The sequence below is a fragment of the Leptothoe sp. PORK10 BA2 genome (assembly GCF_034932105.1).
Classification (GTDB): Bacteria; Cyanobacteriota; Cyanobacteriia; order Phormidesmidales; family Phormidesmidaceae; genus Leptothoe.
In genome coordinates this window covers 45078-65267 of sequence record NZ_JAYGIG010000009.1, presented here as the reverse complement: position 1 = coordinate 65267, position 20190 = coordinate 45078, and the positions used below count along the sequence as shown (strand labels likewise).

Annotated in this window: 16 protein-coding genes; 10 read left to right on the top strand and 6 right to left on the bottom strand. The window is 51.0% G+C overall.

The features are described 5' to 3' along the window. Positions 1-258 precede the first annotated feature (258 nt). From VB741_RS04395 to ypfJ, 3 genes are all read left to right on the top strand, one after another. Positions 259-3798: a DNA polymerase III subunit alpha gene (locus VB741_RS04395; RefSeq protein ID WP_323363929.1), complete on the top strand. Its 3540-nt coding sequence runs from the start codon at positions 259-261 to the stop codon at positions 3796-3798. A 245-nt stretch (positions 3799-4043) separates the two neighbouring features. Then, positions 4044-4811: a lipase family protein gene (locus VB741_RS04390; RefSeq protein ID WP_323363928.1), complete on the top strand. Its 768-nt coding sequence runs from the start codon at positions 4044-4046 to the stop codon at positions 4809-4811. A 175-nt stretch (positions 4812-4986) separates the two neighbouring features. Next, positions 4987-5838 carry a KPN_02809 family neutral zinc metallopeptidase gene (ypfJ, locus tag VB741_RS04385; RefSeq protein WP_323363927.1) on the top strand — a complete coding sequence of 284 codons (852 nt, stop codon included), beginning with the start codon at positions 4987-4989 and terminating at the stop codon, positions 5836-5838. A gap of 25 nt (positions 5839-5863) precedes the next feature. Here the strand turns inward: ypfJ and VB741_RS04380 are convergent, their stop codons facing one another. The 6 genes from VB741_RS04380 to psbH all read right to left on the bottom strand — a co-directional run bounded on the left by VB741_RS04380 (position 5864) and on the right by psbH (position 9871). Continuing rightward, positions 5864-6976 (bottom strand): S-(hydroxymethyl)glutathione dehydrogenase/class III alcohol dehydrogenase, encoded by a 1113-nt coding sequence (locus tag VB741_RS04380; RefSeq protein ID WP_323363926.1) that lies wholly within the window; start codon positions 6974-6976, stop codon positions 5864-5866. A gap of 115 nt (positions 6977-7091) precedes the next feature. Further along, entirely contained in the window at positions 7092-7739 is a 648-nt protein-coding gene (locus tag VB741_RS04375) for a hypothetical protein (protein WP_323363925.1), read from the bottom strand. Further along, positions 7736-8392, bottom strand: coding sequence for a ParA family protein (locus tag VB741_RS04370; protein WP_323363924.1), 657 nt, complete (start codon positions 8390-8392; stop codon positions 7736-7738). The genes VB741_RS04375 and VB741_RS04370 overlap by 4 nt, the downstream gene beginning before the upstream one ends. 91 nt (positions 8393-8483) lie before the next feature. After that, positions 8484-9113, bottom strand: coding sequence for an aminoacyl-tRNA hydrolase (gene pth / locus VB741_RS04365; RefSeq protein ID WP_323363923.1), 630 nt, complete (start codon positions 9111-9113; stop codon positions 8484-8486). Positions 9114-9155: 42 nt separating this feature from the next. Beyond that, on the bottom strand, positions 9156-9458 hold the full coding sequence (locus VB741_RS04360; RefSeq protein ID WP_323363922.1) for a TatA/E family twin arginine-targeting protein translocase: 303 nt from the start codon (positions 9456-9458) through the stop codon (positions 9156-9158). Positions 9459-9667: 209 nt separating this feature from the next. Then, entirely contained in the window at positions 9668-9871 is a 204-nt protein-coding gene (gene psbH, locus VB741_RS04355; protein WP_323363921.1) for a photosystem II reaction center phosphoprotein PsbH, read from the bottom strand. A 76-nt stretch (positions 9872-9947) separates the two neighbouring features. On the opposite strand from psbH, the gene psbN reads away from it, so the two are divergent. The 7 genes from psbN (at position 9948) to VB741_RS04320 (ending at position 20124) form a co-directional block, all read left to right on the top strand. Beyond that, complete coding sequence (psbN, locus tag VB741_RS04350; protein ID WP_323363920.1) at positions 9948-10079, top strand: photosystem II reaction center protein PsbN; 132 nt, start codon at positions 9948-9950, stop codon at positions 10077-10079. 249 nt (positions 10080-10328) lie between these two features. Further along, positions 10329-10577, top strand: a complete 249-nt coding sequence (rpsP, locus tag VB741_RS04345) for a 30S ribosomal protein S16 (RefSeq protein ID WP_323363919.1) — start codon at positions 10329-10331, stop codon at positions 10575-10577. Positions 10578-10708: 131 nt separating this feature from the next. Then, a complete protein-coding gene (locus VB741_RS04340; protein WP_323363918.1) occupies positions 10709-11092 on the top strand; it encodes a KH domain-containing protein in 384 nt (127 codons plus the stop codon). 137 nt (positions 11093-11229) lie between these two features. Continuing rightward, on the top strand, positions 11230-12183 hold the full coding sequence (locus VB741_RS04335) for a PhoH family protein (RefSeq protein WP_442786289.1): 954 nt from the start codon (positions 11230-11232) through the stop codon (positions 12181-12183). Between the two features lie 77 nt (positions 12184-12260). Further along, complete coding sequence (locus tag VB741_RS04330; RefSeq protein ID WP_323363916.1) at positions 12261-15524, top strand: DEAD/DEAH box helicase; 3264 nt, start codon at positions 12261-12263, stop codon at positions 15522-15524. A gap of 538 nt (positions 15525-16062) precedes the next feature. Continuing rightward, complete coding sequence (gene sigC / locus VB741_RS04325) at positions 16063-17334, top strand: RNA polymerase sigma factor SigC (protein WP_323363915.1); 1272 nt, start codon at positions 16063-16065, stop codon at positions 17332-17334. 153 nt (positions 17335-17487) lie between these two features. Continuing rightward, positions 17488-20124, top strand: a complete 2637-nt coding sequence (locus tag VB741_RS04320) for a DUF4114 domain-containing protein (RefSeq protein ID WP_323363914.1) — start codon at positions 17488-17490, stop codon at positions 20122-20124. Positions 20125-20190: the final 66 nt, after the last annotated feature.

The following is a 20190-nucleotide window of genomic DNA, read 5'->3' as shown; positions in this document are numbered from 1 at the left end:
CGATCGCAACAAACCGATCCTGCGATCTTCATCGCTCCTCTCCCCAACGGTTGAACCCATGGCATCGGTGCTCCAAGGCACCCACAATGGGATGCCCCTACATGACAATTATGATCTAGAAATCTATTGTTAAATTAACTAGATGTAGCGCTATAAATCAGCTAACCTGAGAATCCAGACTCTATGGCTAGTGGTCCCCCCAAAACTTCAAACCACCAAGACTCTGGAGTATAATTGTACTAAAAGCGGGCGAATTCTATGTCCTTTGTTGGTCTGCACATCCATAGCGATTACAGTTTGCTCGATGGCGCTAGCCAACTGACTCCATTGGCGGAAAAAGCCGTCGAGATGGGGATGCCTGCTCTTGCCCTCACCGACCACGGTGTCATGTATGGGGCCATTGAACTGATCAAAACCTGCAATAAAGCAGGGATCAAACCCATCATCGGCAACGAGATGTACCTGATCAACGGGGACATCACCAAACAAGAAAAACGCCCCCGCTACCACCAGGTCATCCTGGCTAAAAACACCCAGGGCTACAAAAACCTGGTGAAACTCACTACCGTGTCCCACCTGGATGGCGTCCAAGGTCGCGGCATCTTTTCCCGTCCCTGCATTAATAAGGCCCTGCTGGAGCAGTACCACGAAGGTCTGATCGTCACCAGTGCCTGTCTCGGTGGCGAAGTGCCCCAGGCCATCATGCAAAATCGGCTGGATGTGGCCTACCGCGTCGCCCAGTGGTACAAAGACCTGTTTGGCGATGACTATTATCTAGAAATCCAGGACCACGGCTCACCGGAAGACCGCATTGTCAATGTGGAAATCATCCGCATCGCCCGCCAGCTGGATATTAAAATCATTGCCACCAATGACTCCCACTTCATTTCCTGTGGGGATGTGGAAGCCCATGATGCCCTGCTTTGCATCCAAACCGGCAAGCTCGTCACCGAAGACAAACGCCTGCGCTATAGCGGTACCGAATATCTAAAATCCGCTGACGAAATGCGTCGCCTGTTCCGGGATCACCTGCCCCAGGACGTGATCGACGAAGCAGTGGCCACCACCATGGAAGTGGCAGACAAAGTTGAGGCCTATGAAATTTTGGGCAACCCTCAAATCCCCAATTTCCCAGTGCCAGCAGGCCACACTGGCGAAACCTATATGGCCCAGGTTTCCCGCGATGGCCTCCTCGCTCGGCTAAATATTGATACCTATGATCAGGCCCCATTGGAGTATCAGGCCCGGCTGGAATACGAAATCCAGATGATGCACCAAATGGGATTTGCCACCTACTTTCTGGTGGTGTGGGATTACATTAAGTTCGCTCGGGATACGAAAATTCCCGTGGGGCCAGGGCGAGGGTCAGCGGCTGGCTCTCTGGTTGCCTACTGTATGGGAATCACCAATATTGATCCGGTACACCACGGTCTGCTGTTCGAGCGATTCTTAAATCCCGAACGTAACTCCATGCCTGACGTGGATACGGACTTCTGCATTGAAAAACGGGAAAAGGTGATTGAGTACGTCACCGAAAAATATGGCAAGGACCACGTGGCCCAGATTATTACCTTTAACCGCATGACCTCCAAAGCGGTACTTAAGGATGTGGCCCGTGTGCTAGATATTCCCTACGGCGAGTCGGACAAAATGGCGAAGATGATCCCGGTGGCTCGGGGTAAACCCGCCAAGCTTAAGGTGATGATCGACCCTGAGAAAACGCCTGAAAAGGTGTTTCAAGAAAAGTACGCCAGTGGGGACTTGGTGCCGGGGACGGCAGTCACCTATCGGCGTTGGCTGGATATGGCCATCACCATTGAAGGGACTAACAAAACCTTTGGTATGCACGCGGCTGGGGTAGTGATTTCAGCCAACCCGTTGGATGAGCTGGTTCCCCTACAGCGTAATAACGACGGTGCGGTGATCACCCAGTACTACATGGAAGATGTGGAGGCGGTGGGTCTGCTGAAGATGGACTTTTTGGGGCTGCGCAACCTCACCATGATCCAAAAGGCGGTGGACTATGTGGAGCAGACCCGTGGTGAAATCATTGATATGGATCGGGTGGCCTACGATGATCCAGAAACCTACAAGCTGCTGGGTCGGGGGGAGTTAGGGGGAGTATTCCAATTGGAGTCCTCGGGCATGCGCCAGATTGTGAAGGATCTGAAACCCGACGGGTTGGATGATATTTCGTCAGTGCTGGCGCTGTACCGGCCCGGTCCGTTGGATGCCGGTTTGATTCCCAAGTTTATTAACCGCAAACACGGTAGGGAGCAGATCGACTATCCCCATCAGCTGATCCAGCCGATTTTGGAAGAGACCTACGGCATCATGATCTTCCAAGAGCAGATCATGAAAATTGCTCAGGATATGGGGGGCTATTCCTTGGGAGAAGCGGACCTGCTGCGCCGTGCCATGGGGAAGAAAAAGCAGTCGGAGATGGACATGCACCGGGGCAAGTTTGTCGAAGGTTCGATGGCCAATGGGGTGCCCCAGAAGACCGTCGAAGCCCTTTGGGAGCAGATGGTTAACTTCGCCCAATATTGCTTCAATAAAAGTCATTCCATGGCCTATGGCTATGTCACTTATCAGACGGCATATCTGAAGGCGAATTATCCGGTGGAGTATATGGCGGCTCTGCTGACGGCCATCAGCGGTGACCAGGACAAGGTGCAGATGCATATTGCCAACTGCGTCAGTATGGGAATTGAGGTGCTGCCACCGGATGTGAATCGTTCGGGAGTGGACTTTACGCCGGAAAATGATTGCATTTTGTTTGGGCTGTCGGCGGTGCGGAATGTCGGGCTGGGGGCAATTGAGACGCTGCTTAGGAGCCGGGAAGAGGATGGGCCGTTTAAGTCGTTGCCGGAATTGTGCGATCGCATCGATCTTCGCGCCGTCAACCGCCGTGCCCTAGAAGCCCTAATCCACTCCGGAGCCCTAGACAGCCTCAACCATAACCGTCGCCAGCTATTCTCCGACCTAGAATTTGTCGTTGACTGGGCCCAGTCTCGCGCCAAAGATCGCGAAATTGGCCAAGGTAGTATCTTCGACATGATACTCGGCGGCACCGCCAGTGACAGTGCCCCCGCCAACCACAGCAGTGCCTACGAAGCAGCCCCCAAAGCCCCCCCCATGGAGGATTACGATTCCCAAGAGCGGCTGCGCTTAGAAAAAGAACTGTTAGGATTCTATATTTCCGACCATCCCCTCAAATCAGTCCAACGCCCGGCCCGCATTTTGGCCCCCATTAACCTGGCGGAGCTAGGAGACCAACCCGAAAAACTCACCCTCAGCGCCATCGTCATGATCAGCGCCATGAAACCCATCACCACCAAAAAAGGTGACAGCATGGCTATCCTCCAGATCGAGGACCTGAGTGGTCATGCAGAAGCCGTAGTCTTTCCCCGTTCCTATGCCCGCATCGGCATGCACATCAAAGCCGACGCCAGACTGATGATTTGGGGCAAGGTCGACCGCCGGGATGATCAGATGCAGTTTATCGTTGATGACGCCGAACCCATCGAAGATGTGCGGCTCGTCACGGTCGAGTTGCCCCCATCCATAGCCGGAGATATCGTCCAACAAAATCGGCTACGGGATATTATTCAGGACCAGCAAGGGGAAGATAAACACGAAGCCAAAATCCCAGTCGTGGCCATGATCAGCTACAACGGTCATCGTCAGGTGGTGCGTCTCGGTGCCCAGTTCCGGGTAAAAGACCCAGACAAAACCGTGATTGCCCTCAAAGCCGCTGATTTTCAAGCCAGAACGGCACCGCTGGTCAGTGCCTAAAAGCCTAATTCATCATTTGTACAGTCAGAATTTGAGCCCGTCAAACGTCTCAAATCTGAGATTCGGTGGTGGCATACGGAATACGGAATCTCCAAACTGAAGCCCTGGGTAAGGAGGATGATCCAGATGTCTTGATCTGGGGAGTCTGCTGGTAAACACTTAATTTTTATCACCAAGTCGTCAACATATCCAAACTCTGCGGCACACTGACCCCAGAGGGTTTGACATAGACTTAAGGGGAGATTATGGCTAATCAACTAGACTACAAAATGGCACTACGCTGTGCCCATCTGTCGAATGAAGTTTATCGGGATTTCAATGATCGGCTGCGCTTTAGTATGCGCCCTAGCCTGGTTCCCAAGCTGTTTAATATCAAGCTTACGGATACTCAAGTTGCCCTATTAGAAGACCCCGACACCCAGTGTGGATACATCATTTTTCGAGGCAGTAATGCCGACCGTGACTGGCTGAATAACTTAGATTTCTCCCACTGGTCTGCGGTGAAAGATGCAGTACTGGACAACAAAGAGCTGAACTATCCTGAAGTTTATGGCCCCACCGGTTCTGGGGTAAAAATCCACACAGGATTTACCAGGGCATATCTGGCCGCCCGTTCTGACATTCACACCACCGTTCAGAACAGCACCATGACCCGCTGGATCTTGACTGGTCACAGTTTAGGCGGAGCATTAGCCAAACTATGTGCCGTGGATTTACAGTTCAACTTCTCACCAAAGATCTCAGTAGAAACCTACACGTTTGGAGCCCCCAGGGTGGGCAACAAGGCCTTCGTCGCATCCTACAATCGCCGTGTCCCCAATACATGGCGGTTTGTCAATGGCAATGATGTGGTCAGTGGTTTGCCGCGCCGCTGGCAAAACTACGACCATGTAGATACCCGCATCCGCCTCAATGCCCTGTTTAGCTGGCGAATGATTTCCGGTAGCTTGCAAGATCACCGAATTGATCGTTATATCGCCGCGCTCACCAAGCAGGTAGCCAAACAAGAATAAGCCGTATTAGTTTGACTTATCGCCATAGTTTAATTTATCGCTAAAAGGAAATAATCCACCCCGTCCTCCATCGCACCAGTCGGTTCTCCTGGAAAAATAATCGTCCTGGGCCTGGGCAAGGTTTATGATTCAGATATCTGACATCGATGTTTTACGACATACCTAAGGGATAGCCATGAAAAAAACGGGGCGGCGCAGTAGCAATATCGAAGATCGCCGTGGTGGCAACAGTTCTATCGCTGTTGGTGGCGGCGGCCTGGGCATCCTAGTCTTAGCCCTAGTGGTCACCCTCCTAGGAGGAGATCCCAGCATTCTTCTAAATCAAGTGGCTACACCCCAATCCCAATCACCTTCACAGCAAGGGCAGACATCGCCTGCTGAAGATCAGCTAGCCGAGTTTACCTCCATTGTGCTGGCAGACACTGAGGATACGTGGAATCAGATTTTCCAGCAGGAAATTGGTCAGCCCTACCCAGAACCGGCCTTAGTCTTATTCTCGGGTGCAGTACAGTCTGGATGCGGCGCAGCCCAATCCGCCATGGGTCCCTTTTACTGCCCCGCAGATCAAAAGGTTTATATCGATCTCAGTTTTTACAAGGATCTCCAGAACCGTCACCAAGCTCCCGGTGATTTTGCCCAAGCCTATGTGATCGCCCATGAAGTCGGACACCATGTGCAAAACGTACTGGGGATTTCTGATCAAGTACGACAGCTACAAAGCCGAGCTAGCAAAGCTGAAGCGAATCAGCTCTCAGTGCGTTTAGAACTGCAAGCAGACTGTTTTGCGGGTGTGTGGGCCAACCGTGCTGACAAGGCCCGCGACATCTTAGAAAATGGCGACGTCGAAGAAGCACTCAACGCCGCTAGTCAAATTGGGGACGACCGCCTACAGGAGCAATCCCGTGGTTATGTGGTAGAGGAATCCTTTACCCACGGTAGTGCCGCCCAGCGGGTTCGTTGGTTCAAGCAAGGGTTAACAACTGGCGACATTGAACAATGTAATACCTTTTCCAGCGAGCAAATTTAGTTCAAATTTAGCCTAGGTCAATTCACTAGTCAAAAGTAACGACACTGCGAATTGACTTGCCTTCATGCATCACATCAAAGGCCTCGTTGATTTTTTCCAATGAGAATGTGTGGGTGATCAAATCGTCAATGTTGATTTTTCCATCCATGTACCAGTCCACAATTTTAGGCACATCGGTACGGCCTTTAGCCCCACCAAAGGCCGTACCCTTCCAAACCCGCCCCGTGACTAATTGGAATGGTCGAGTAGAAATTTCTTCTCCTGACGCAGCCACCCCAATAATGATGCTTTCACCCCAACCCTTATGACAGCATTCCAGGGCCTGGCGCATCACCTGCACACTCCCAATACACTCAAAGGAATAGTCAGCGCCACCCTTAGTTAAGTCCACTAAATAGGGCACTAAGTCCCCTTCCACATCCCTAGGGTTAACAAAGTGGGTCATGCCAAATTTTTCCGCCAGGGCTTTTCTCCCAGGGTTAATGTCCACCCCCACAATCATGTTCGCCCCCACCAAGCGACAGCCCTGGATCACATTTAACCCAATGCCACCGAGCCCGAACACAATCACATTGGCCCCAGGTTCTACCTTTGCCGTATTAATCACAGCACCTATGCCGGTGGTGACACCGCAGCCGACATAACAAACCTTCTCAAAAGGCGCATCTTCTCGAATTTTGGCAAGGGAAATCTCAGGTACAACAGTATAGTTGGCAAACGTCGACGTACCCATGTAGTGATAAATCGGCTCATTATTCAACCGAAAGCGACTGGTACCATCGGGCATCAGGCCACGGCCCTGGGTAACACGAATCGACTGACACAGGTTGGTTTTACCACTTAAACAATACTCACAGGCACGGCACTCAGGCACATATAAGGGAATGACATGATCGCCCGGTTTAAGGCTTTTGACGTCAGCCCCAACGTCCACAACTACGCCAGCACCTTCGTGGCCTAGGATGGATGGAAATAAACCTTCTGGATCTTTACCTGAGAGGGTATAAGCATCCGTATGACACACACCCGTGGCTTTGATCTCTACCAGCACCTCACCGGCCCTCGGTCCATCCAAAGTCAGCGTTTCTATCGTTAGAGGCTGACCCGCTTGATGGGCAACGGCGGCTCTCACATCCATAACCATACCTGTACACAATGTCTGTCAGGTTAATTGATATCGCCAGTCATAAACCAGCAGATGTAGTCAACTGTAAAAAAACGCTATGACAATATATGGCTGGCCTTGATCTTAGCTAATCAACCCAGCCAATATCATCGTCAGACAGCATACTGTTTTGCTCACCGCGCTGGATGGCATAATCAGGAATCGCTTTGTAGCTGTTAGGTCGATTGCGCAGGCTGAGGGTACTACGATTTGAGGCTAAATCTGCACCGTGGATTACTCTCGGTGGTGTCTCTTCTTTTGTACTGGCTGTCTCTGCGGACGGGGTTACGGTAATTTGCCGGATCGTGTTCTTGGCAGTTTCAAGCTCCTGGATAATTTTTGACAGTTCTTCAGCCTTATCCGTTGTGGCCTTATTTGCAGCAGTTAACTCATCCTTCAGTTCAAATATCCGGGTTTGATGGGTTTCTATATCGCCCTGTAATTCAAGAATTTGTTCTTTGGCTTGCTTTAGGGCAGTTTCTAATTCTGCTACCTGTTTTTCCAGTGCCGTGGTGCTGCCACCCGTTGTAGTAGTTTTTTTGACAGCAGCAGCTGAGGCATCCTTACTCGTACGCGCTCTTCCCTGATTGCCAGCAGCAGCTCCCTTGCTGGCAGCGCTGGTGGCATCAGCATCCACCTTGGAAGACTTGGATGCACTTTTGGCTGCAGTCTGAGCGGCGTTGTCAGTTTTTTCAACTTCTTCTTTGAGCAGATCGGCGATGCGTTTTTTAGTCATAATCTTTTCCAGTCCATTAGGACTTCAGCGGCAACTTTATAGTAGTCGGCCTGGGCTTCTTGCGCGTTGGCTCCCTTCCATTGACTGATAGCGCAACCTTCCATAGCAGCACGTTCGTGGGCTTTGTAATTTCTTATGTAAGTTTGAAAAGCAGCAATATCCAACTTTTCCAACATGGTTTGAGCTTCTTGCGCTTCTTTTAAACTACGGGAATCAACCCTTGTCAGCAATACCCGATGAAAAACCCCAGAGGGTTGCGCAACGGTTTTGACGGTACTGATAAGGGCGGTCACATCCATGGGGGCTGGCGGCGTGGGCAGCAACAGGTAATCAGCCACCGGCAATACAGCAGCTAAGGCTTTAGAGTGTAGCGCTGGAGGGGTATCAACCACAATCAACTCATACTTATCCAGGGATTTCAGCTGCCCTAGCATGGTGGCATCAGTTTCATGGGAAAAATCAAAGGCCTGGTGTACCCGTTCTAGCCACCACGTTGCCGAGCGTTGACTATCGCTATCAATCAATAAAACGCGCTTATCTTCTGCAAAAATTGCGGCTAAATTAACGGCAGTTGTGGTTTTTCCCACCCCACCCTTACCGTTGAGAATCACTAGTACCTTAGGCACTACCTGCTTCTGTTTGACCTTAGCCACGACTTGTCACAACAATACGACCCTAACTCCATAGGTATTGATGTTCAGAGTAGATCGGGTTTTTAGGCTACCTGCATCTAAACCCTTGCATCTAAACTGTAGCTTCTCGCCCATTGTAAAGACTCATAGCCCTTTCAATGCCTTTACCAAGGCTAAATTCTATGGCTTCCCCAGCAAGATTAATAGCAGCATCCACAACTTTACGCTCGTCTGGCGCAAATTTACCCAGCACATGACCAACTACTGCACGATTAGCCTGCTTGTCTGCGCCATCTACCCGACTGATCCCCAGCCTCAGTCGGGGGAAGTCCTGGGTTCCCAGGTGAGAAATAATCGATTTCATCCCGTTATGTCCCCCGGCTGAACCAGACATTCTCATTCGCAGCTTACCAATGGGCAAATCCATGTCGTCATAAATCACTAACACATGGATGGGCTGTAACTTATACCAGTCCAATACTGAGCGCACGGACTGCCCAGAGAGATTCATGTAGGTAGAGGGTTTCAGCAAAATTAAGCGGTCACCAGACGCTGCACGGGTTTCGGCAACATGGCCTTGGAACCGTTTGTTGTCCGAAAGCGGAACAGACCATGCTTTCGCTAGATTGTCGATAATTTCAAACCCAATATTATGCCGCGTGCGCTCATACTTTTGTCCCGGATTCCCCAGGCCAACTAGCAATTTAGGCATCTGTGGAGAATCAGCCTCTATGGTCGTCATCCTACCGCCACATCCTATTGCCGCAAGTTTATCTAATGCTCCCTATGCAGTTTCCTCTGTGGTGGCGCTAACTGTGTCCGATGCGAGCGTCTCCTCAGCATCTGGATTGAGGGCCTTGGGCTCTGGTTTCTCCAATGTAGCTTTTATCGGTTCTGCCACCGTTTTTTCGATGCGAGCAGCTTCCTTTTTGAACTCATCTTCAAATTCCCTCGAAGCATCTTGAAACCCTTTGAGGGCCTTACCTAGGCTACGCCCAATTTCAGGCAACTTCTTGGGGCCAAATACCAGCAAGGCCACCATCATAATCAGAGCCATCTCTGGCAGACCAATGCCAAAAATATTCATTCCGGTAAATCTCCCGCTGACTGCTAACTAGCCAGCACCGACGCACCAGTGCTGGTCCTGACAAATGCTTGCAAATGCTTGACTATAGATTAGCTAACTGGGAAAGGGGACAGACCTATTAGCCTATCCCCTTTCCCAGTTGTCCACTTTCTAACAGGCTACCTTGATAACTATCACCACAGGCAACTCACATGTTGACCAGAGCTGACCTAAAAGCTCAGGCTACGCCAGTCAACATCAACCCCTTGAATTTGAATGGAGTTGTTATAGAGCTGCAGGATGATGAGTAGAAAAACAAGGAAAAGTACCATAAATACTCCCATCAAAGGAGTAGTACCCCAGCCTGGGGTGACTTTACCGTATTCAGAGTTGAGGGGTTTAAGCAGGTTTCCCAACCGAGTTTCCTGTGCCATGGGTGTATCTACCTTAAGGTCACTTTATAATCTGTAATATCATAGATTTTACATCCTCTACGGCTTAAACGATCCCATGGATTCTGCAACAGTTCTTATCATTTCAGTAGGCGCTATCGTCGTCACCTTTACTGGACTTGCGATATATACGGCATTTGGCCCCCCTTCCAAACAACTCGCGGATCCATTTGACGATCATGAAGATTAAGTCATTTCTATGGTGTCACTACGTTCCATCTTTTAATCAGACCATTGCATAGGTCTCCAACGGGTTCTCACTGCAGCTTGCTTTGACTGCAGTGTAGATCCTGCTTATGGGTGATAGAATTAGATGCTCTATATGAGTTCGCTGGCTTATGTTGATTTTCATGACTCCTAATGGGTCCGGAAAATAGGTACTTTTCAGCCAGTGGAGTATGTCCAAACTTTCAAACGAACAGACCGTTTCAACCCAACTATGATCAAATTGCGACTGAAGCGTTACGGCAAAAAACGTGAGGTGAGCTATCGGATTGTGGCTATGAATAGCCGAGATCGCCGTGATGGTCGCCCCATAGAAGAACTCGGATTTTATAATCCCCGGACCGATGAAACCCGTCTAGAAGTACCTGCGATTTTGAAGCGCCTTAAAGAAGGGGCACAACCTACCAAGACTGTGCAGCATATTCTTCAAAAGGCCAATGTATACGAACAGCTAAAGGCGTAGTTTGAGTAGTTCTGGTGGTTGAGACTAGCTTTTGCTTAGCAGCCTGTACATTGGCAACTTTTTGCCTGGTATAGGCTTTGTACATCCACATTTTTACTATGCTTGCTGCTAGATGTTAGAAGGTAACGCATGTGCCTGACTTTGAAGCCTTAGTTCGTTTTTTGGTAACTCCTTTTCTGGAGTCTCCTGATGCGTTGAAGTTAAACGTTGAGCCGCTTGCTGATGGTCAGCGGCTTTGGGTTCGAGTTGCCTTTGACGGGGATGATAAGGGTCGAGTTTTTGGCCGTGGTGGTCGAAATATCCAGGCCATACGTCAAGTTTTGAAGGCGACTGGCACACTGCATGGTTGCTCAGTGAACCTTGATGTTTATGGTGAATCATCCCAGGGATCGGGGGATGGTTCTGATCGTTCGCGGCCGCGTGGCGGCCGTGGTGGTGGTCGCCCCCGTCGGGATAGTGTTAGTAGACCGAAGCCCAAGGCACCTACCCCCAGGCGTAATGATCAAGATACATAGTTCGGTATAGCTGAAATTTTAGTGACTAAAGCGATAGTGGCTGAAGCGATAGGGATAGTTATTGCATATGCCCAGGCAATGAGAGATCGGAAGATGCCGGATCTTGGATGCCTATGGTGGCAAAATTAGGCCATTGTATGGAAGGTGCCTTCACATTTGAGTTTGATACGGCTGAACAGGCGATGGCCATGGCGGGTTATCAGGAAGACGCTATTAAACGCCTATCTCAGCAGACAGGAGCTAGGTTGGTCATGCGTGGTACGACGCTTTTGATGTCAGGCACGGCTAGCCAGGTAGAACGCTCTAAGAATTTGGTGACTGTGCTTAAGTCCATCTGGTCCCAAGGACAGGCTGTCTCTGTGGCTGATGTGATGACTGCAATCCATGCTCTGGATACTCACCGGGAGGATGATCTTGGGAAGCTCCATGGCGATGTGATCGCCCGCACCCGTCGGGGTGAGACTATTCGGGCCAAAACGTTTCGGCAGCGTCAGTATGTCAGTGCCTTACGGACCAGTGATCTAATTTTTTGTACTGGGCCAGCAGGTACGGGTAAGACCTTTTTGGCGGCTATGGTAGCTGTGGGGGCAATTCTTGAGCAGCAGTATGAGCGTTTAATTTTGACTCGACCTGCGGTGGAGGCGGGTGAGCGGCTGGGTTTTTTGCCGGGTGATTTGCAACAAAAGGTAGATCCCTATTTGCGTCCCCTGTACGACGCACTGCATGAGTTAATTGATCCGGAGCGTATTCCGAGTCTGATGGAACGCGGCATTATTGAGGTGGCTCCGCTGGCTTATATGCGTGGACGGACGTTAAATAACGCGTTTGTGATTTTGGATGAAGCGCAAAATACGACGGCGGCCCAAATGAAAATGGTGTTAACGCGATTGGGTAATAAGTCACGGATGGTGGTCACGGGCGACATTACCCAAACGGACTTGCCCGATGATCGGCAATCAGGTTTATCGATGGCGTTGAAGGTGCTCAAAGGAGTTGATGGTATTGCATTCTCTGAATTGACTAAGGCCGATGTTGTGCGCCACCCATTGGTGCAGAGGATTGTTGCGGCCTATGAAAAATACGAGATGTAGGGGAGGAAACTCTTCTATCTATGGGCTCTGAAGCCTGTTTATCTTGATGTGGAACGATACTGAAGGCAACATTGATTATGGCGATTCTCCATGGAAGTTGGCTTCCGACGCAGCAACGCTTTTTTGTTTGGGCTGAAACGTGGCGCAGGCTTGAAGAGACGCTGGCGGATGGTTGGGGGGTGGCAGATCATCCATATTGCTTGACTGCCGAGGAGTTTAAGGCCTTGCCGCAGCCTGACGAACAGTGGGATTTAGGACTTTTGTTAGAGCGGTTTCAGGCTCGCTGGTGTGGGCATGTTTTAGCTCTGCCAACGGTGTTTGATGCGGATGGGAAAATTTATCCCCAGTTGTCTGGGCAGCCTCCATCAACGGACCCTGTCTTACACCCTTGGCAGGTCTTTGGGGTGATGTTGCCAGCGACCATTGCTTTAAAGTTCCTCACAGGAGCACCTTTGGGGGCAGATGCCAGTTTGGTGGGGGGGGATCTCCGCTATTGGTCCCACATGGCTCGCTGGAGTTTAGATTTGATGTCACGGGGTAAGTTTATGCCGACGGTGAGTGCGGATGGTAGCGGTGCGATCGCAACCTGGCAACTCCTGCTCAACAGTGCGCTAGATCAAGCCCGACTGCGTCAGTTCTCCGACCGTATGCCCCTAGTCTGTCGCCTGTACCAAACCGCCAAAACCCAAACCCGAAAAACAGCAGCGGCCAATAAAACGAGCAAAGCTAAAACGACTAAAGCAAAAACAGCCGACCAAACGAGCAAAGCTAAAACGGCCAAATCCGCAGCGGTGGATCAACCACCTGCGGCGATTGGATTTCCTACCCCCACCTCATCTCTGCTGCAAGACTTTATCGCCAATGTAGTATCAGCCCAGGTACGTGAACTAGCTCAAATTCAGCCCCTGTCCCCAACGGCTCCCCTCAGTAAAGATTTACCCCTGCGGGAATGGGTCGGTGCCCTGACCCAAGACAAAAAAAAACGGTTTGAATCTACTCCGGCGGGTCTGGTGCGGTTGAATGAGGCCCTCAACACCTGGACCGCACCGTTACAAAATCTGGCAGCCGATGCGCTGGACACCGTGCATGTAGGATTCCGTTTGGTCCCACCCCCCAGCCGCGGCTCCAATCATGACTCCAATGGCGAGCTCAATTGGACGTTGCACTACGGTCTAGAATCATCTGATGACGAGAACTTTGGCCTAGATGCCCAGACCATTTGGCAACACCCCGTTGACCAGCTAGATTATCGCGGGCTGACCATCGATGCCCCCCAAGAAAAATTACTCGCAGGTCTAGGACGAGCCGCCCGTCTCTGTGAGCCCATAAAACATACCTTGGGTGAAACCAGGCCAAGTCTGTGTCTCCTCGATCCAATTCAAGCCTTTGAATTTATTAAAGCCACAGCCAGTCGTCTCCAGGACAATGGCTTTGGCGTCACCCTACCGGAAAATCTAGTCGATCCCACCAAGGCCAGCGCTAGCCGGTTGGGATTGAGTGTCAAGGCCATGGCCCCCTCACGGCAGCAGCAGCGGTTGGGGCTACAAAGCCTGCTCAACTTTGAGTGGGAGCTGTCCATTGGGGGGCAAAAGGTTAGCCAACGGGAATTTGAACAGCTAATTTCTCAGCAAACCCCCCTGGTGGAGGTCAACGGTCAGTGGGTCGAACTCCGTCCCCAGGATGTCAAAGCTGCCCAGTCGTTTTTTACCAGTCGTCAAACCAAAAACAAGCTTTCCGTCGAAGAAGTTTTGCGCATTAGCAGTGGGGATGGCCAGCTGATTGACAAGTTACCTGTGGTCGCCTTCGAAGCATCCGGTAAGTTAGATGAGCTGATCACCACCCTCACAACGGGCAACCAAACCCTGGAAGAGATGCAAGAGCCCCATGGCTTTAAAGGGAAGTTGCGTCCCTATCAAGCGCGCGGGGTTTCCTGGCTATCATTTCTGGAACAGTGGGGATTGGGGGCTTGTCTAGCTGACGACATGGGTTTGGGTAAAACTATCCAACTGATTGCATTTCTACTCCACCTGAAACAAGAGGGCCTGTTAACTAAACCCATTTTGCTCGTGTGTCCCACATCGGTACTCAGCAACTGGCAGCGAGAAGTCAACCGCTTTGGCCCAGAGTTAACAACGTTGATTTACCACGGTGATAAGCGCCCTAAGGGAACGACGTTTACCAAGCAAGCCCAGGGAACCAATCTGGTCATTACCAGTTACACCCTGGTCTATCGAGATCTCAAAGAATTAAAGCGAGTAGATTGGCAGGGGCTGGTGCTGGATGAAGCCCAGAATATTAAGAACTCGGATGCTATGCAGTCGAAGGCGGTGCGGGAACTGAACAGTGACTTTCGCATTGCCCTCACCGGTACCCCGGTAGAGAATCGGTTAGCTGAACTGTGGTCCATTATGGATTTTTTGAATCCCAACTATCTGGGACCAAAAAACTTCTTTCAGCGGCGCTTTGCCACACCTATTGAGCGCTATGGCGATACCGATTCATTACGCACCTTGCGGGGGTTGGTACAGCCATTTATTTTGAGGCGACTCAAAACCGATCGCAGCATCATTCAGGACTTGCCCGAGAAGCAGGAAATGACCGTTTTCTGTGGCTTATCTGCCGAACAGGCCCGCCTATATCAAAAAACGGTGGATGAGGCCCTAGTCAACATTGACGAAGCGGATGGCGTACAGCGGCGAGGAATGATTTTAGGCCTATTGGTCAAACTCAAGCAAATCTGTAACCATCCGGCCCACTATCTGAAGCAGGAGTCCTTAGGCAAGCAACGGCGTTCTGCCAAGCTGCAACGGTTGAATGAGATGCTCGAAGAGGTGATTTCAGAAGGTGATCGGGCCTTGATATTTACCCAATTTGCCGAGTGGGGCAATTTGCTAAAGGATCACCTCAAAGAACATCTGGGGGAAGAGGCCATGTTTCTCTATGGCAGCACGTCTCAGCCCGCCCGTGAAGCAATGGTGGATCGATTTCAGCAGGATCCCAACGGGCCCAAACTATTTATTCTTTCGCTCAAAGCTGGAGGGGTGGGTCTAAACCTCACCCGGGCAAACCATGTCTTTCACTTTGATCGCTGGTGGAATCCCGCCGTCGAAAATCAGGCCACGGATAGAGCGTTTCGCATTGGCCAGACCCGCAACGTACAGGTGCATAAATTTGTCTGTAGCGGCACCCTTGAGGAGCGCATCAACGACATGATTGAAAGCAAAAAAGCGCTGGCAGAACAGGTGGTTGGAGCTGGTGAACAATGGTTAACAGAGCTGGATACAGACCAGTTGCGCAATCTGCTACTGCTCGATCGGAAAGCGGTAATTGACGAAAGCTAACTCTTTAGGAAGCAGGGACAGCTAGTCTAACTGGCTATACATAAAGCAAACGTCACAAAACGGACATTGGAGATAAAGCTCTGGTGAGATTTTCGCCGGTTGCTCCCTGGTGTCTGGTGCTTGGGGTTCTTTCTGAAAGTCACTGCTGACCGAGATAATCCCATGTTCTTATGCCTGAATGCGTCAGGACATTTCTGGTTTTGCTGTGCCACTGAAAAACCTGGACTAATCCGGATCAGGACGGTGAGAGAGGTTGATATTTAGTTATATAGGGCCTGCGGCGCAATCTTAATGATGAGATCGCTCGGAATCGGTTCGCTGAGTGATGTAGATCCTAACATCACCTTGATGTGAGTCACTTGGGCTTTAACAACCGCCCCCTACGCTAAGTATGGGTGCATCAATCTAGCTCAAAAGGTTCGCATTTGGAGCAACCCCCAAGTTTTGTGGACTGTTCTCCGATCTCTTAGCTCGGGCACACTACATTTACGAGGGCTAGACGGCCTTGACTGTTTTTAGAGTTACACCGCCCATGGTTATGGATGCAACGTCTTATCAATCCACTGCAGATGCTGATTTGGCAGCCCCCAGCTCTGTTGCTCTCGCTTTGCTGGATCCTGTTCAGGATGAGCCCAGCGATACTGATATCAAAATGCTGCTATCGAAAGATGATGATGGCACTGTAGATAACTTAGACGTTGATAAGTTGGCCGTCGCCGCAGGGCGACGGACCACCGATTTGGTTCGTCTCTATTTACAAGAAATCGGCCGTGTACGTCTTTTGGAGAGAGACGAAGAGGTGGCGGAAGCGCAATTAGTCCAAGGCTATATGAAGCTTTTGGAAGAGCGCAAACAGGCCGCTGAGAACCAAGATGGGATTCTCGCTAACTATGTCGTCCTCCTAGAGACCCGCGATCGCATCACGGCCCAGTTGGGCCATCGGCCCTCCCTGGAACGCCTAGCCAAGGAATGCGACATTCATGTTACAGAACTCAAGCCTACCCTCCAGGCCGGGAAGCGTCAGTGGGCCGAAACCGTTGGGCTATCCGTTGAAGACTTGGACGCAGCCTGTACTGAAGGTGTGCGGGCTAAGGAGCACATGATTAAGGCGAACCTGCGTCTGGTTGTGTCGGTGGCGAAGAAATATCAAAACCGTGGCCTAGAGCTGCTGGATCTGATTCAGGAAGGCACCCTGGGGCTCGAACGGGCAGTGGAGAAGTTTGACCCCACCAAGGGCTATCGCTTTAGTACCTATGCCTACTGGTGGATTCGTCAGGGTATTACCCGTGCGATCGCAACCCAGAGTCGGACCATTCGCCTGCCGGTCCACATTACCGAAAAACTCAACAAAATCAAAAAAGCCCAGCGCAAAATCTCCCAGACCCAAGGCCGTACGGCCACCGTGGAAGATATCGCCCGCGAGCTAAACATGACAGCGCCCCAGGTGCGAGAAGTGCTGCTCAAGGTGCCCCGGTCCATTTCCCTAGAAACTAAGGTCGGCAAAGAGCGAGATACGGAACTCGGAGATCTCCTAGAGACCGATGCCCTTTCTCCTGAAGAGCTAGCCGTTCGGGATGCCCTCCGCCGCGACTTACATCAGTTACTCTCTGACCTCACTACCCGGGAGCAAGAAGTCATTCGTCTTCGCTTTGGCCTAGGGGATGGAGTGCCCTACTCCCTGGCTGAAATTGGCCGCACCCTGGAATTATCCCGTGAGCGTGTCCGTCAAATTGAGTCCAAGGCATTGCAAAAGCTGCGTCAGCCCAAGCGACGTAATCGCGTTCGCGACTACCTAGAAGCGCTGAACTAAGTTCTGCAACAGCTCATATTTCCTACAACAAAACACTTTCCTTGCCGACGATAAACCACTATCGTCGGTTTTTTATCGGGATCTAGGGAGGCCCTGATTTGGGAACTCTAACGCCCATCGGCCCTTCTTTTTATTCCGTCTGGCTAGTACACTATGGCTATTTTTCACGTTACAGCGAATGCCCCCAATAGCAATACCGGTGCTTCTTGGAATACAGCCACTAGTTTGCAGACAGCCCTAACCTTTGCCAACCCAGGTGATGAAATTTGGATCACCCAGGGCACCTACACCCCCGGCAATAATCCGAACGATACCTTTACCGTTAATCGAGCCCTGAAACTCTATGGGGGCTTTAGCGGCACAGAAACAGACCGCAATCAGCGTGATTGGGTCATCAATCAAACGATTCTCACCGGTAGCAATGTCAACCATACGGTCGTTACCACCCAAAGTACCGCCACCGCTGCTCTGATCGATGGGGTAATTATTCAAAACGGTAACTCCAATGATGACGGTGGTGGAGTTTACAACCAGGGCAATGGTCTCTTAACCCTACAAAACATTATTGTTCAAAATAATCAGGCAGCTGATGATGGCGGTGGCATCCGTAATAATGGCCAACTAACCATTATCAATAGCAGCATTATTAACAACACGGCCCTTGGCACTAGCACCACCAGCGGCGGTGGCGGTCTCTTAAACACCGTTGGGTCCCTAGTCACTGTTGTTAGTAGTACATTCAGCGGCAATAGCGCACCGAATGGTGGTGGTATTCGTAACGACGGCACATTAAATTTCACCAACAGTACCCTCAGTGGCAATACAGCCACTAGGGGAGGGGGTGGCCTAGCGAACACAGTCAGGCTTAGTACTAGCGGTCTTCCCGTGGTGGTTGGTGCAGCCACCGCCACTATTTCCCATAGCACCGTGATCAACAACAAGGCTATGGGAAATAGTGGCGGTGGTATTGCCAACTTTGGAGGCGTTACCGTCACTAGCAGTATCATCGCCAATAACGTTGGTAATGACGACATTGCTGATATCAATTTTCTGAGTAGCAGGGGTACCACGGTCTCCGGTGGCAATAACTTCATCGGTAACGGTGGCAATGCTACTGGCTTTACCAATGGCATTAAGAGTGATCAAGTCGGGACTAGTGCAGTTGCTTTAAATCCACAATTGGGAGCGCTGCAAGCCAACGGTGGTTTTACCCAAACCCATGCACCCCAAAATGCTAGCCCCGTGATCGATGCAGGCCCAGGTGTTCTACCAATAGATACCTTTGACCTAGATGGTGATGGTGATAGTGCAGAGGCGATTCCCTTGGATCAGCGAGGTTTTCCCTTTGATCGGATTGTAGGTACGACAGTCGATATTGGTGCCGTGGAAAGCCAGGTCGTCCCGACCCCGGCCATTAATCTGACCCCAACGACGGGTCTGATCACGACAGAAACAGGAGGCCTAGCCACCTTCACGGCCGTATTAGCCAGTCAGCCGGCAAATACTGTAACCCTTGGTTTTACTAGTGATGATCTGAGTGAAGGGACCGTAACACCCAGTATTACCTTTACGACAACTAATTGGAATACACCGCAAACCGTCACCATCACTGGCGTTGATGATGGCGATGACGATGGCGATGCCGCCTATATTATTAACACCAGTGTCACCAGTACAGATACTCGCTACAGTACGTTGCTGCCGGTGCCGGTGTCCGTAACCAATCAGGATGACGATGATCCGGTTAGCCCAACTAATCCAACGTCCCCAGTTCCTGTGACTCCAGTACCAGCGAGTCTCACCCCCCAAGGGGCAAGGTTGGCTGTTGGCGGCAGTGGCGATGTTTTAATCGAATTTTCCATTAGCCAAAATGCCTCCGAGCAGGTGAAGGAAATCATTCTATTTGCCACAGATACCAATGGTGGCGTCAACGGACTCACCCCCAAGGACCCAGGTTATTTAGATGCGGTCCTAGCTGCAGCCCAGGTAGTTTTTTCCACCCTTGAATCAGGGGAGATTCCTGCTCTAGCCACCAGTCGGACCATGACAGCGACAGCGGGCACAGTGTTGCAGTTTGCCGTCATCCATGACGGCAGTCTCGATAGCCTGCGTCGGGGAATGGGGGGAACGATTACCCTCACGGAGGTTAACAGCCAGTCAGAGCTCGTCGAGCAGCAAGCGTTAAGTACTGGGGCCGTGCAGGTTGGGTTCCGCCAAGGCCAAACTGGCTCCTTTGATCAGCTGGTGATCAAGGCCGTGGTGGGTGACGTTGTCCCGATTGGCACAGGACTCCAGGGTCTTAGCCCCGATTCTGAACTGATTGATCTGCGGACGGAAACAGGGAGCCTGACGGCCACGATAGATGTGTTCCGGGAAGCAGCATTGGATAGTGTGGCGGGTCTATTTGTCGTTGAAAACGAGCAGGGTCAGGTGCGGGACTCCCTAGGATTGTTGCTGAACCCTGGGGATGCTGGCTACGCCCAGGCAGCCTTGGCTCAACGGTTAGACTTAGACCTAACAGGCACCCATGGGAAAACCGTGAGTTATACCGCTGAGGTTTTAGGTGGCCAGTTGCTGTCTACATTTTTGATCGTCGATGGCACGATGGCTGACTTATTGGATGGGAATGGGGCGAATGACCCGGCCATTTACTTCACCCATACCTTGGGCAATCGGGATGGCACGGATCATGTTCGACTCTTGGGCAATAACACCTTTGGCTTTGAAGATCTTTCTGGCGGCGGGGATATGGACTTTGATGATGTGGTTATACAAGCTAGGTTTGCCTAGGTTGTGAGCATTTGCCCCATGAAAAAGCCAGCAGTGCAAACTACTGGCTGGACAGGAATCATTCAT